Here is a 13532-nt window from a genome sequence, read left to right on the forward strand (position 1 = left end):
AATTAGGGAGAACCATGTACAATTATCCTGTACTTATTCATTATCATCGTAAAGATGAAGCTTACGAGGCTTGCAGCTTCAGCAAAAAGCCTCTAGATTCAACAGAACTTATCAAAGAAGAAGAATATTTTGGAGCAAAATTCTCACTGACTCAATCGAGTGAAGTAGCTCTTGAGACCATGACTTTTGCTGTTGAAAAAGATGGTGTCAGCAAAGAATATCCTATTCGCTTCGATTATTATCCACTTTTGACAGAGGTTTGGATTTTGGATGGAGATGATACAGTTTATTATTCTGAAAATCCAGCTATTGCCAGTCCACACTATAAGGACCAAAATCCTTTTGCCTTTGACAAGGCAATCAATAGTGCGAGTTTCGACCACCACTGGGGTTATCAAGGAGAGTTGGGATGTCAAGTTTCTGAAAATGAAACAAGTTTTAGCTTATGGGCACCAACAGCTACTTCTGTCCAAGTAGTAGTCTATGAATCAGCGAAGAATGACGCTCCTATCTTTAAAACCTTTGAAATGGAGCGAGGAAATAGTTATTCCTATAGCCACAAGTATAATACCATTGGTGTTTGGAGTTTAACAGTTCCAGAAAGCCTAGCAGGTCGTGCTTATCACTACCAAATTGACTTTCCTCATCACCAGTCATTAACTCGTGATCCATATACAATAGCGACAAGTCCTGATGGAAAACGTTCAGCCATCGTTTCAGACCAAGATCGTCAGGTCGAAGGTTTTGAGGTTAAGCATGGTACAGAAGCAACTTGGCGTTTGGAAAATCCTTGCCAAGCAGTCATTTATGAAATGCATATCCGTGATTTGACTAAGTCTGAAACATCTGGTGTTGCGCCAGAATTAAGAGGAACCTTCTTAGGTGCAGCGCAAACTGGAACAGTTAACCAGTATGGTCAGTCGACTTCGTTTGACTATATCAAAGAACTTGGTGTCAACTATGTTCAGTTGCAACCAATTGCTGACCGTCATAAAGAATACGACGCAGATGGAAATGTAACTTATAACTGGGGATATGATCCACAAAACTACAATGCTCCAGAAACTAGCATGTCTACAAATCCAAATGATCCAGGTCAAGCTATTCGTGATTTGAAAGCCATGGTCCAAGCTTATCACGACGCTGGTATCGGTGTTATTATGGATGTTGTTTACAATCATACCTTCTCAACGGTGGATGCGCCATTCCAAACAACGGTTCCCGATTATTATTATCGAATGAACCATGACGGAACCTATCAAAATGGAACAGGAGTCGGTAACGAAACTGCCAGTGAGCATGAAATGTTCCGTAAATATATGATTGATTCTCTTCTCTACTGGGTAAAAGAATTCAATATTGACGGTTTCCGCTTTGACTTGATGGGGATCCATGATGTTAAAACCATGCAGATGATTCGTTGGGCTATGGACGAAGTCGATCCTAAAATCATCCTTTATGGAGAAGGATGGGATATGGGAACTGGTCTTGCTCCTTATGATAAGGCTAAGAAAGATAATGCCTATCAGTTGCCAAACATTGGATTCTTTAATGATAATCAACGTGATGCGGTCAAAGGTTGTGAAGTCTATGGTTCTATCAAATCTGGCTTCGTCAGCGGAGCAGGTACTGAGCCGATCCTCGCAAAGGCTATCCTTGGAAGTCGAGAACTTGGTTCATACCTTAGTCCAAATCAAGTCTTGAACTATGTAGAAGCCCACGATAACTACAATTTGCATGATTTGCTTAAAACCCTTCATCCAACGGAGAGTGAAAAACGTATCATGAAGAAAGTAGAAACAGCGACAGCCATGAACCTTCTCATGCAAGGGATGGCCTTCATGGAGTTGGGGCAAGAGTTTGGCCGTACCAAGCTTGTAGCTACAGGAGAAAATGGCGAGTTGACTCACGCAGATCGTGAGCGAGCGATGAATAGTTACAATGCTCCTGATAGCGTCAACCAAGTCAACTGGGATTTGATCAATGAGCGTCAAGATAGCATCGAGTTTGTCCGTCAAATTATTCGACTCAAAACACAAACCAGTGCCTTTTCATACCCTACCTATGAAGAAGTTTACCGTCATGTCTTTGTACATACAGCCATTGAAAATAGTGGTTGGATTGTCTACGAGATTCAGGGAATTGAAGAGCACTTCTTGGTTGTATTCAATGCTAAAGGGGCTTCCTATTACTATGAAAATGCAGGAAACCTAGAAATGTTAGTAACTAATAGCCGTTCTAACCAAGAAAATGCCATTGACGATGTCAGTGTGGCAGTCTTGAATGTTTTAGCGTAAGTCTTAGATTGAAGACAGAGTCAGTGAAGTGTAGGACAAAACTATCTTGCAGAGTCCAATGAATGAACAAAATGTTTCAAAGACTCATTTCTACTAAAAAAACGAGGTCGGGATTTTTTATCCCGGCCTATAATTCTAGACAGTCTCCGTTGAAGTCCTAAGTAAAACTAAAATTTTCAGAAATAGTAGTTCATTTTCAAGGCCTAGACAGATAGAAAAAGCAGAAGTTTCATTACAAATTGAATTAAAATTATAAAAGTTCATTAGTTATAGTGGGAGATACCTATGGATATCAATACAATTACGCTGGAAACATTTATCACATTAAATGAATCGGAGAAAGTTCAGTGTCTTAAAGACATTAAGCATAACTTCCAATTCGAGAAAGTAATAGAAATTCTTTTAGAGCTTGGCTTAGAAAATTTAAGTGGACTAGTCCTTAGTGAACTAGCCAAAGTCTATAATAATTGGAGTCAATTCGAAGAAGCCAAAAGAGTTTTAGAGATGGTCTCTGAAGAAGATAGGGATGCTATTTGGTATTATCGAAATGGTTTTACCCATTGGCGTTTATCTAGTGATCCGAACAAGGACTTTGAAACTGAAGCTAATCAGGCTCTAGATTTATTAGAAAATGCTATCAAAAATGCTGATTCCCCAACAAGTCCAGTCATTGAATGGTGTATTGAGTTGGTTAAAGTAGGTTCTCTAAAGGAAGTTTTTGAAGGCAAGCCAACAGATTATCCCCTGCTACAGAAATACTATTTTGAAGATGTTAATGAAACAAATCAAGAAATGAAAACTGCACAGAATAAGAAATTATACAAGAATATTAAGATAGAAGATGTTCAAAATGCAGAAGACTCTTGGGATATTATTAAACCAGTATACGAAACTGTTAACATCTATAACACCTATAAAGACTATCTCGATTCTGCAAAAATCTTTACTTTAGAACAAAGATACCTTCTGGCAATTATCTGGTATTTTATCGAAGTAAACAATGGAGGTCACTATCAATTTTTCGATAATTCGACAGGGATTGTCTGGAAAGATACTTTAAAGGGCTTCGAACTATTTGGAATGAAGGAGCATGCTTCTAATTTTAAAAATCTTCTTGCATACTTTGGTGGAACCATCTCCTTTGTTAGAGAAGAGAGAACTGAGCTGCTAACACAGATGGAAGAAGAGTATGGCGATGATTTTTATCAGAAGTTGGATGAAGCAGATGATTTTGTCTATGATTATGATGGAAATGAGAATGAACTAAGTTTTATCAAAAAAAATCCAGAGAAATTTGTTTTTCAAAGAAGTTCAGATAAATCGTAAAGAATAGTAAATAAAGAAAGAGCAGATTGGAAGATCTGCTCTATTTTTTGGGAGAAATCCCTTGTTTCTGAATAGTTGCAATCTAAATTGAATGTTATAAACTCAATATTTACGGATTTTCAATATATTTTTCAAAAATATAAGGCTAAAAATTGCTTAAATCCGAATATTTTGTTACTATTATATAAAAATGTAAGAAAATGAAAAGAGGCGAAGATAAATTGGAAAATTAAAATGATTTTCCCAGGACGCATCAGAGAATTATTTTCAGATTTTCAAAATAATTTTTAAAAATATAGTAATTTACTTGAAACTTCTCTTAAAAGGTAGTATAATAAAACTAAGAAAACGCTTTCAATTAAAAGGGGGATTCAATGGATAAATTTGAGGCTTTAAGAACTTTTACTAGTGGCGAAAATTTCCATCTTCAACACTATTTAGGAGCGCATCGTGAAGAAAGAGACGGTGAGTATGGCTATACATTCCGTGTCTGGGCGCCAAATGCGCAGGCTGTCCATCTAGTTGGTGATTTTACTAACTGGGTTGAAAATCAGATCCCCATGGTTCGTAATGAATCTGGAGTTTGGGAAGTTTTTACAACTTTAGCTCAAGAAGGACATATTTATAAATATCATATTACTCGTACTAATGGTCATCAGCTTATGAAGATTGATCCCTTGGCAGTACGCTATGAAGCTCGTCCAGGAACAGGGGCAGTTTTAACAGAAATTCCTGAGAAAAAATGGAAGGACGGTCTCTGGTTAGCTCGCAGAAAACGTTGGGGATTTTTCGAACGACCAGTCAATATCTATGAGGCGCATGCAGGATCTTGGAAGAGAAATCCTGATGGGACACCTTATAGCTTTGCTCAACTCAAAGAAGAGCTCATCCCCTATCTTGTTGAGATGAACTATACTCATATCGAGTTTATGCCTTTGATGTCTCACCCACTTGGTTTGAGTTGGGGCTACCAGCTCATGGGCTACTTCGCTTTAGAGCATGCCTATGGTCGTCCAGAAGAGTTTCAAGACTTCGTTGAGGAATGTCACATCAACAATATCGGTGTAATTGTGGACTGGGTACCTGGACACTTTACAATCAATGATGATGCTTTGGCATACTACGACGGCACACCGACTTTTGAATACCAGGATCATAATAAGGCTAACAACTACGGTTGGGGAGCACTCAACTTTGACCTTGGTAAAAATGAAGTCCAATCTTTCTTGATTTCTAGCATTAAGTTTTGGATCGATTTCTATCACCTAGATGGTATTCGTGTTGATGCCGTAAGTAATATTCTCTATCTAGATTATGACAATGCTCCATGGACACCAAATAAAGACGGTGGCAATCTCAACTATGAAGGATATTATTTCCTACAACGTTTGAATGATGTTATTAAATTAGCTCATCCGGATGTTATGATGATTGCAGAGGAGTCTTCTTCTGGTACCAAGATTACTGGCATGAAGGAAATGGGTGGACTTGGATTTGACTACAAGTGGAACATGGGTTGGATGAATGATATCTTACGATTCTACGAAGAAGATCCAATTTACCGCAAGTATGACTTTAATCTTGTGACCTTCAGCTTCATGTATGTCTTTAATGAAAATTATCTCCTACCATTCTCACATGATGAGGTTGTCCACGGTAAGAAGAGTATGATGCATAAGATGTGGGGTGATCGTTACAATCAGTTCGCTGGTTTGAGAAACCTTTACACTTATCAAATTTGTCACCCTGGTAAGAAATTACTCTTCATGGGTAGCGAATTTGGTCAATTCTTAGAGTGGAAATCTGAAGAGCAATTAGAGTGGTCTAACCTAGAAGATCCAATGAATGCCAAGATGAAGTACTTTACATCACAGTTGAATCAGCTTTATAAAGACCACCGTTGTCTTTGGGAAATTGATACAAGTTATGATGGTATTGAAATCATTGATGCGGATAATAGAGATCAGAGTGTTCTTTCCTTTATCCGTAAGGGCAAGAAAGGCGAGATGCTAGTCTGTGTCTTTAATATGGCACCAGTTGAACGTCCTGATTTTACAATTGGTCTTCCAGTTGCAGGCATTTATGAAGAAATTTGGAATACAGAGTTAGAACAATGGGGTGGTGTGTGGAAAGAGCATAACCAAACAGTTCAAACTCAAGAAGGATTATGGAAGGATTATGAGCAGACTTTGACATTTACATTGCCAGCTATGGGAGCAAGTATTTGGAAAATCAAACGTCGCATCAAACCTACTAAAAAAGTCGCTAATAAAACTCAAAAAGGAGTAGAAAATGAAGAATGAAATGCTAGCTTTAATCCTTGCTGGTGGGCAAGGAACTCGTCTTGGTAAACTCACTCAAAGCATTGCTAAACCTGCCGTGCAATTTGGTGGGCGCTACCGTATCATTGACTTCGCTCTTTCAAACTGTGCCAACTCTGGTATCCATAATGTTGGGGTTATTACACAGTATCAACCACTAGCTCTCAATAGCCACATTGGTAATGGTTCTAGTTGGGGTCTAGACGGTATTGACACAGGTGTTTCTATCCTTCAACCCTACTCTGCAAGTGAGGGGAACCGTTGGTTTGAAGGTACAAGTCATGCCATTTACCAAAATATCGACTATATCGACAGTATCAATCCTGAGTATGTTTTGATCCTTTCAGGTGACCATATCTACAAGATGGACTATGATGATATGCTCCAATCACACAAGGACAATAATGCCAGCTTGACAGTTGCTGTCTTGGATGTACCACTAAAAGAAGCTAGCCGTTTTGGTATCATGAATACAGATGCTAATAATCGTATTGTTGAGTTTGAAGAAAAACCAGCTGAACCAAAATCAACTAAGGCATCAATGGGTATCTATATCTTTGACTGGAAACGACTTCGTAATATGCTAGTTGCAGCTGAAAAGGCCAACCTAGATATGTCAGACTTCGGTAAAAATGTTATTCCAAATTATCTTGAAACAGGCGAGAGTGTCTATGCTTATGAATTCAATGGATACTGGAAGGACGTTGGTACTATCGAATCACTCTGGGAAGCAAATATGGAATACATCTCTCCAGAGAATGCTCTAGATAGCCGTAACCGTCAATGGAAAATTTATTCTCGTAACCTTATCGCTCCACCAAACTTTATTGGAGAACATGCTCATGTAGAAGACTCTCTTGTAGTGGATGGCTGTTACGTAAATGGTACAGTAAAACACTCTATCCTTTCTACAGCTGCTCAAGTTCGTAAGGGAGCAGAAGTTGTTGATTCTGTCATCATGAGTGGAGCAGTTATCGGTAGAGGAGCTAAAATTACACGTGCAATCATCGGTGAAGGTGCAATTATTGCCGATGGTGTTGAAATTGATGGTACAGAAGAAGTACAAGTAGTCGGATATAACGAAGTAGTGGGGGTAGCAACAGATGAAGATTGATAAATATTCAGCGATTTTAGGAAACACCGTTGGTTTCCATGATATGTCAACCTTGACAAGTAACCGTCCAGTGGCAACTTTACCATTTGGAGGAAAGTATCGTTTGATTGACTTCCCGCTTTCAAGTTTAGCTAATGCAGGCGTTCGTAGTATCTTTGGAATTTTCCAACAAGATAACATCAGCTCAGTTTTTGACCATATTCGTTCAGGACGTGAATGGGGCTTGAATACACTTCTTAGCCACTACTATCTTGGAATCTACAATACTCGTGTAGAGAGCAGTACTGTTGGAAAAGAGTACTATAAACAACTCTTAACTTACTTAAAACGTTCAGGTTCAGACCAAACAGTTTCCTTGAACTCTGATGTTTTGGTGAATATTGATCTCAATCAAGTTTTCCATTTGCATAATACAACAAAATCACCGATTACAGTAGTTTATAAGAAATTACCTAAGAAAGATATTTCAGAAGTAAATGCAATCCTTGATATCGACGAAACTGACCATGTGGTTTCTCACAAACTCTTTGATAAAAAATCAAATCAAGATTACTACAACATGTCAACAGATATCTTTGTTGTAGATACTCAATGGTTGATTAAACGTTTAGAAGAAGAAGCTCAAAAAGAATATCCAGAAAAATTACGTTATGTTCTTCGTGATTTAGCAGCTAAAGAAGGTGCTTTTGCATATGAATACACAGGATACCTAGCAAATATTCATTCAGTAGAAACATACTACCAAGCTAATTTAGATATGCTTGATCAGCATAAATTCTACTCTTTGTTCTCGCCAAATCAAAAGATTCACACTAAAGTTAAAAACGAAGAGCCTACTTACTATGCACCGGGTTCAAAAGTAAACACTTCTCAATTTGCTTCTGGTAGTATCGTTGAAGGCGAAGTGATTAAATCTGTTATTTCGCGTAATGTTCGTATCAATAAAGACAGCTTGGTTAAAGAATCTCTTATCTTCCCTCGTGTTGTCGTTGGAAAAGGTGCACAAGTTGAGTATGCAATTGTTGATAAGGGTGCTGAAATAGCTGAGGGAGTTGTTATTCGAGGTACAGCAGAAAACCCTGTTGTCATCAAAAAAGGCGAAAAAGTAACAGAGGATGTCCTTTCATGAAAATTTTATTTGTAGCAGCAGAGGGCGCTCCCTTTTCAAAAACAGGTGGATTGGGAGACGTTATCGGAGCACTTCCAAAATCATTAGTAAAAGCTGGGCATGAGGTTGCTGTTATCTTACCCTACTATGACATGGTAGAAGCTAAGTTTGGTAATCAGATTGAAGATGTCCTTCAATTCGAAGTCTATGTTGGTTGGCGCAGACAATTTTGTGGAATTAAGAAAACTGTTTTAAACGGTGTTACCTTCTACTTTATCGACAATCAATATTATTTCTTCCGTGGGCATGTTTATGGAGATTTCGATGATGGTGAACGTTTTGCCTTCTTCCAACTTGCTGCCCTTGAAGCTATGGAGCGTATTGGATTTATCCCTGATGTCCTCCACGCTCATGACTACCATACAGCAATGATTCCTTTCTTGTTGAAGGAAAAGTACAGATGGATTCAAGCCTACCAAGGAATCAAGACTGTTTTGACCATTCATAACTTGGAATTTCAGGGTCAATTCTCTGAAAGTATGCTTTGGGACTTGTTCAGGGTTGGATTTGAGCGCTACGCTGATGGAACAGTTCGTTGGAATGATTGTCTTAACTGGATGAAGGCAGGTATTCTCTATGCAAATCGTGTATCAACCGTATCACCGAGCTATGCTTATGAGATCATGACTACAGAGTTTGGTTGCGGTATTGATCAGATTCTCCGTATGGAATCTGGTAAGGTTTCTGGTATTGTAAACGGAATTGATACAGATTTGTACAACCCAGAGACGGATGCTTTACTAGAGTATCATTTTAATAAAACTGATCTGTCAGGTAAGGCTCGAAATAAAGCGAAACTTCAAGAAAAAGTTGGTCTTCCAGTATGTCCTGATGTTCCAATGATTGGTATCGTGTCACGTTTGACTCGTCAGAAGGGCTTTGATGTGGTGGTTGAAAGCCTGCATCGTATGCTTCAAGAGGATATTCAAATTGTTCTCTTGGGAACTGGAGATCCAGGATTTGAACAAGCTTTCTCTTGGTTTAGTCAAGTATTCCCAGAAAAACTTTCTGCCAATATTACTTTCGATGTGAAATTAGCTCAAGAGATTTATGCAGCATGTGATATTTTCCTCATGCCAAGTCGCTTTGAACCGTGTGGACTTTCACAAATGATGGCCATGAGATATGGTACGCTTCCTTTAGTAAACGAGGTGGGTGGACTTAGAGATACTGTTCAAGCCTTTAATCCAATTGAAGGAACAGGTACAGGCTTTAGCTTTAACAACCTAACTCCATACTGGCTCAACTGGGCATTGCAAACAGCTTTGGATGTTTATCACAACCATCCTGATGTTTGGAAAAATATGCAAGTTCAAGCTATGGAATGTGATTTCTCTTGGGATACAGCCTGCAAGTCATATCTTGATTTGTATCATAGTTTAGCAAACTAAATAGTTAAAATCGTATGATACCTTCATACGATTTTTTGAGATTCTGAAAGTAAGGCAATTATATGAAAAAAATTAAAGGACTCTGTGTACTGGATGTAGATGGGACACTGATAGAAGAGGAAGTTATTGATTTGTTGGGGAAAGAAGCAGAATGTGAAGAAGAAGTAGCTCTACTGACTGCCCAAGCTATGAGAGGAGAACTTGATTTTGAAGAAAGCCTGAGAAAACGTGTTTCTTTATTACAAGGACTATCTGTAGATACTTTTGATAAGATTTATCATGAACTACACCTTAGTAAAAATGCTGCGCAATTTATTAACACTCTACAAAAAAATCAGATAGAAGTGGGTTTAGTTTCGGGTGGATTTACACCTGTTGTTGAAAGATTAGCAAAAGATTTAGGGATTTCATTATTTGCTGCTAATCAACTGGAAATCAGAGATGGTCATTTAACTGGAAATCTTGTTGGTCCTATTATAAGCAGAGAAGTTAAAAAAGAAACCCTAGTAAGATGGGCTGATGAATTAGAGGTACCAATTGATAGAACAATTGCTATTGGAGATGGAGCTAATGATTTAGCAATGTTGAAGAGAGCTGAAATCGGCATTGGCTTCTGTGCCAAAGAAATCGTGCAAGAGGAAATTCCCCTTCAAATTGAAGAAAGAGATTTAACAAAAGTATTGAATCTGATAGATTTCCTTTGATTAGAAAGATGAGTGTATGAAAATTGTTATAGCACCTGACTCTTTTAAGGAGAGTCTCCCTGCAAGTGAAGTAGCTAAAGCTATTAAACGAGGCCTTAAAAAGGCTCTACCTGAATCGAAATGTTTGCTCTTACCTGTTGGCGATGGAGGGGAAGGAACAGTAGATGCTATTAAAAATTCACTTGGTCTTGTAGAAAAAACTGCTTTAGTGACAGGTCCCTTTGGAGATGAAGTTCAAATGACTTATGTTCAAAAAGGAGAACTTGCTCTGTTCGAGGTGGCCGATTTAGTTGGGCTTGCTAAAATTCCTATAGAAAAACGAAATCCACTGAAGATTCAAACAAAGGGGATTGGTCAACTGATCCTATATTTAATTGAACAAGGAATGAAAGAAATCTTTATAGGAGTTGGTGGGACATCCAGTAACGATGGTGGTATTGGAATTGCCTCAGGACTCGGATATCAGTTTTATGATGAAAACGGGATGGAACTTGAGGCTTGTGGCCAGTCCTTATTTGAAGTAAGTAAGATTTTGGACAAAAGTGTCGTTACCATGCCTGCTGATGTGCGTATCAAAATCTTAGCAGATGTTACCAATCCACTCTGTGGAACTCACGGTGCTACCTATACATTTGGGAAGCAAAAAGGGTTGGAACCAACTAAATTCCAAGACGTTGATATTGCTATTGAAAACTTTTACCGCAAAGTTGCACCTGAAATGTTAAAATTGGATGGTGCTGGAGCAGGTGGTGGTATTGCGGCTGGTTTGTGTGCCTTTGCAGGAGCAGAGATTGTATCTGGTATTCAAACCTGTTTAGATTTAATAAACTTTGATGAACAGGTTGTAGATGCAGATCTAGTTATCGTTGGTGAAGGTAGATTGGATGCTCAAAGTTTATCTGGTAAGGCTCCAATCGGGGTAGCAAAAAGAACACCAAATGGTGTTCCAATTATTGCTATTTGTGGTAGTTTAGCTGAGGATTTACCTCCTTTACCATTTGAGAATGTCATCGCTGCTTTTTCTATATTAGAAAAAAGTGAACCACTGGAAGACAGTCTAAAAAATGCAGCTATCTATTTAGAAGATACAGCTGCAAACATTGGTCAAATTTTAGCTTTGAAGAAAAATTAACCAAACCACTTTTTCCAAAGAGAAGTAGGAGCTTTTTTCATCTCTTTTTCCTGCCATAAGTCTGAAAAGGCCTTTCTGAGGTCTTTTTCACTTGTTTTAACAGGGGCATCGCTATGGATAACTAGGCCAAAAGGAGAAGAGTTATGATCTTCAGAAACGATGGTCGCTTGGCAGTCAGCATCTTTGGATTGTTTTAGATAAAAAACTTGTTTATCAAACTCTACCTGAGGAGAAATTTTGACAAATAGAGGTTGAGTCTCTTTTTTAAAGGTTTCTATAATTGTTAAAAATCCATTTTTTAAATTATCATCATCAGCTATTTCAAGGTCTGCATAGCCAAGGACACGTTCTTCAAAGGTACCGAGGAAACGTCTCTGTTCATCTGGATTTAGTTTAAGACCACCATTGGCCTTTTCTAGGATTTGTTTAGATACATCAGTCATAAAAATAGTATATCATAAAATAAAGGAGAAAACAGATAAAAGAAAGCGATTACTTTATAAACTTAAGGAAAATTTGCACAAAGATAACGTTTTTCCTTGAAAAAGGAGTCTTTTTAAGGTATCATAGAGGTGTAAAAAATTTAACTCAATAAGGAGAGTAAAAAATGTCAATTATTACTGATGTTTACGCTCGCGAAGTCCTAGACTCACGCGGTAACCCAACACTTGAAGTAGAAGTTTACACTGAATCAGGTGCTTTCGGACGTGGTATGGTTCCATCAGGAGCTTCTACTGGTGAACACGAAGCAGTTGAACTTCGTGATGGTGACAAATCTCGTTACGGTGGTCTTGGTACACAAAAAGCTGTTGACAACGTAAACAACATCATCGCTGAAGCAATCATCGGCTACGATGTACGTGACCAACAAGCTATCGACCGTGCTATGATCGCACTTGACGGAACTCCTAACAAAGGTAAATTGGGTGCTAACGCAATCCTTGGTGTGTCTATCGCTGTAGCTCGTGCTGCTGCTGACTACCTTGAAATCCCACTTTACAGCTACCTTGGTGGATTCAACACTAAAGTTCTTCCAACTCCAATGATGAACATCATCAACGGTGGATCTCACTCAGATGCTCCAATCGCTTTCCAAGAATTCATGATCGTACCTGCTGGTGCACCAACATTCAAAGAAGCTCTTCGTTGGGGTGCTGAAATCTTCCACGCTCTTAAGAAAATCCTTAAATCTCGTGGTCTTGAAACAGCCGTAGGTGACGAAGGTGGATTCGCTCCTCGTTTTGAAGGAACTGAAGACGGTGTTGAAACTATCCTTGCTGCTATCGAAGCTGCTGGTTATGTTCCAGGTAAAGACGTATTTATCGGATTTGACTGTGCATCATCAGAATTCTACGATAAAGAACGTAAAGTTTACGACTACACTAAATTCGAAGGTGAAGGAGCAGCTGTTCGTACTTCTGCAGAACAAATCGACTACCTTGAAGAATTGGTAAACAAATACCCAATCATCACTATCGAAGATGGTATGGACGAAAATGACTGGGATGGATGGAAAGCTCTTACTGAACGTCTTGGTGGTAAAGTTCAATTGGTTGGTGACGACTTCTTCGTAACAAACACTGCTTACCTTGAAAGAGGTATCGCTGAAGGCGCTGCTAACTCAATCCTTATCAAAGTTAACCAAATCGGTACTCTTACTGAAACATTCGACGCTATCGAAATGGCTAAAGAAGCTGGTTACACTGCCGTTGTATCACACCGTTCAGGTGAAACTGAAGATTCAACAATCGCTGACATCGCAGTTGCAACAAACGCAGGACAAATCAAGACTGGTTCACTTTCACGTACAGACCGTATCGCTAAATACAACCAATTGCTTCGTATCGAAGATCAACTTGGTGAAGTAGCTGAATACCGTGGATTGAAATCATTCTACAACCTTAAGAAATAAAATAGTTCAGTGAACTATTTTATCCCGAACCTTGAAACTCAAAAGTTCGGCTCTTGATTAAATAAGTTTTAAGCCCATCGGATTTTATTCGAAGGGCTTTTTTCTGTTCAGGGGGCAAAAATATTGGCTCTTTGTCAACTGTAGTGGGTTGAATAAAAGCTAACATC

The 13532-nt window shown here is 38.6% G+C and carries 10 protein-coding genes; 9 read left to right on the top strand and 1 reads right to left on the bottom strand.

The genetic code is table 11. From position 1 onward, the window contains the following. Window positions 1–14 precede the first annotated feature (14 nt). The 8 genes from pulA to AB2B50_RS09360 all read left to right on the top strand — a co-directional run bounded on the left by pulA (window position 15) and on the right by AB2B50_RS09360 (window position 11453). On the top strand, window positions 15–2297 hold the full coding sequence (pulA, locus tag AB2B50_RS09325; RefSeq protein WP_320693184.1) for a type I pullulanase: 2283 nt from the start codon (window positions 15–17) through the stop codon (window positions 2295–2297). 285 nt (window positions 2298–2582) lie between these two features. Then, window positions 2583–3623, top strand: a complete 1041-nt coding sequence (locus tag AB2B50_RS09330) for a DMP19 family protein (RefSeq protein ID WP_320693183.1) — start codon at window positions 2583–2585, stop codon at window positions 3621–3623. Window positions 3624–3997: 374 nt separating this feature from the next. Continuing rightward, complete coding sequence (glgB, locus tag AB2B50_RS09335) at window positions 3998–5926, top strand: 1,4-alpha-glucan branching protein GlgB (protein WP_320693182.1); 1929 nt, start codon at window positions 3998–4000, stop codon at window positions 5924–5926. Next, window positions 5916–7058 carry a glucose-1-phosphate adenylyltransferase gene (locus AB2B50_RS09340; RefSeq protein ID WP_075226941.1) on the top strand — a complete coding sequence of 381 codons (1143 nt, stop codon included), beginning with the start codon at window positions 5916–5918 and terminating at the stop codon, window positions 7056–7058. The genes glgB and AB2B50_RS09340 overlap by 11 nt, the downstream gene beginning before the upstream one ends. Beyond that, window positions 7048–8187, top strand: a complete 1140-nt coding sequence (glgD, locus tag AB2B50_RS09345) for a glucose-1-phosphate adenylyltransferase subunit GlgD (protein ID WP_320693181.1) — start codon at window positions 7048–7050, stop codon at window positions 8185–8187. The genes AB2B50_RS09340 and glgD overlap by 11 nt, the downstream gene beginning before the upstream one ends. After that, a complete protein-coding gene (gene glgA / locus AB2B50_RS09350; protein WP_320693180.1) occupies window positions 8184–9617 on the top strand; it encodes a glycogen synthase GlgA in 1434 nt (477 codons plus the stop codon). The genes glgD and glgA overlap by 4 nt, the downstream gene beginning before the upstream one ends. Before the next feature lie 62 nt (window positions 9618–9679). After that, entirely contained in the window at window positions 9680–10321 is a 642-nt protein-coding gene (serB, locus tag AB2B50_RS09355; protein ID WP_320693179.1) for a phosphoserine phosphatase SerB, read from the top strand. Window positions 10322–10337: 16 nt separating this feature from the next. After that, the gene (locus AB2B50_RS09360; protein WP_320693178.1) at window positions 10338–11453 is read left to right on the top strand and encodes a glycerate kinase; all 1116 of its coding nucleotides are present in this window, start codon (window positions 10338–10340) and stop codon (window positions 11451–11453) included. Here AB2B50_RS09360 and AB2B50_RS09365 read toward each other — a convergent pair. After that, the gene (locus tag AB2B50_RS09365) at window positions 11450–11896 is read right to left on the bottom strand and encodes a DUF1694 domain-containing protein (protein ID WP_320693177.1); all 447 of its coding nucleotides are present in this window, start codon (window positions 11894–11896) and stop codon (window positions 11450–11452) included. The genes AB2B50_RS09360 and AB2B50_RS09365 overlap by 4 nt on opposite strands. A gap of 164 nt (window positions 11897–12060) precedes the next feature. Between AB2B50_RS09365 and eno the strand changes: the two genes are divergently transcribed. Continuing rightward, complete coding sequence (gene eno / locus AB2B50_RS09370; protein WP_000022825.1) at window positions 12061–13365, top strand: surface-displayed alpha-enolase; 1305 nt, start codon at window positions 12061–12063, stop codon at window positions 13363–13365. The last annotated feature ends 167 nt before the right edge of the window (window positions 13366–13532 follow it).

It is taken from the genome of Streptococcus fermentans (assembly GCF_040888305.1).
GTDB classification, from domain to species: Bacteria; Bacillota; Bacilli; order Lactobacillales; family Streptococcaceae; genus Streptococcus; species Streptococcus fermentans.

Bases quoted from the DNA above. Each gene is read 5' to 3' on its own strand.
- glgA (WP_320693180.1), top strand. From the start codon at position 8,184: ATGAAAATTTTATTTGTAGCAGCAGAGGGCGCTCCCTTTTCAAAAACA.
- AB2B50_RS09340 (WP_075226941.1), top strand. From the start codon at position 5,916: ATGAAGAATGAAATGCTAGCTTTAATCCTTGCTGGTGGGCAAGGAACT.
- glgD (WP_320693181.1), top strand. From the start codon at position 7,048: ATGAAGATTGATAAATATTCAGCGATTTTAGGAAACACCGTTGGTTTC.
- pulA (WP_320693184.1), top strand. From the start codon at position 15: ATGTACAATTATCCTGTACTTATTCATTATCATCGTAAAGATGAAGCT.
- eno (WP_000022825.1), top strand. From the start codon at position 12,061: ATGTCAATTATTACTGATGTTTACGCTCGCGAAGTCCTAGACTCACGC.
- AB2B50_RS09330 (WP_320693183.1), top strand. From the start codon at position 2,583: ATGGATATCAATACAATTACGCTGGAAACATTTATCACATTAAATGAA.
- glgB (WP_320693182.1), top strand. From the start codon at position 3,998: ATGGATAAATTTGAGGCTTTAAGAACTTTTACTAGTGGCGAAAATTTC.
- AB2B50_RS09365 (WP_320693177.1), bottom strand. From the start codon at position 11,896: ATGACTGATGTATCTAAACAAATCCTAGAAAAGGCCAATGGTGGTCTT.
- serB (WP_320693179.1), top strand. From the start codon at position 9,680: ATGAAAAAAATTAAAGGACTCTGTGTACTGGATGTAGATGGGACACTG.
- AB2B50_RS09360 (WP_320693178.1), top strand. From the start codon at position 10,338: ATGAAAATTGTTATAGCACCTGACTCTTTTAAGGAGAGTCTCCCTGCA.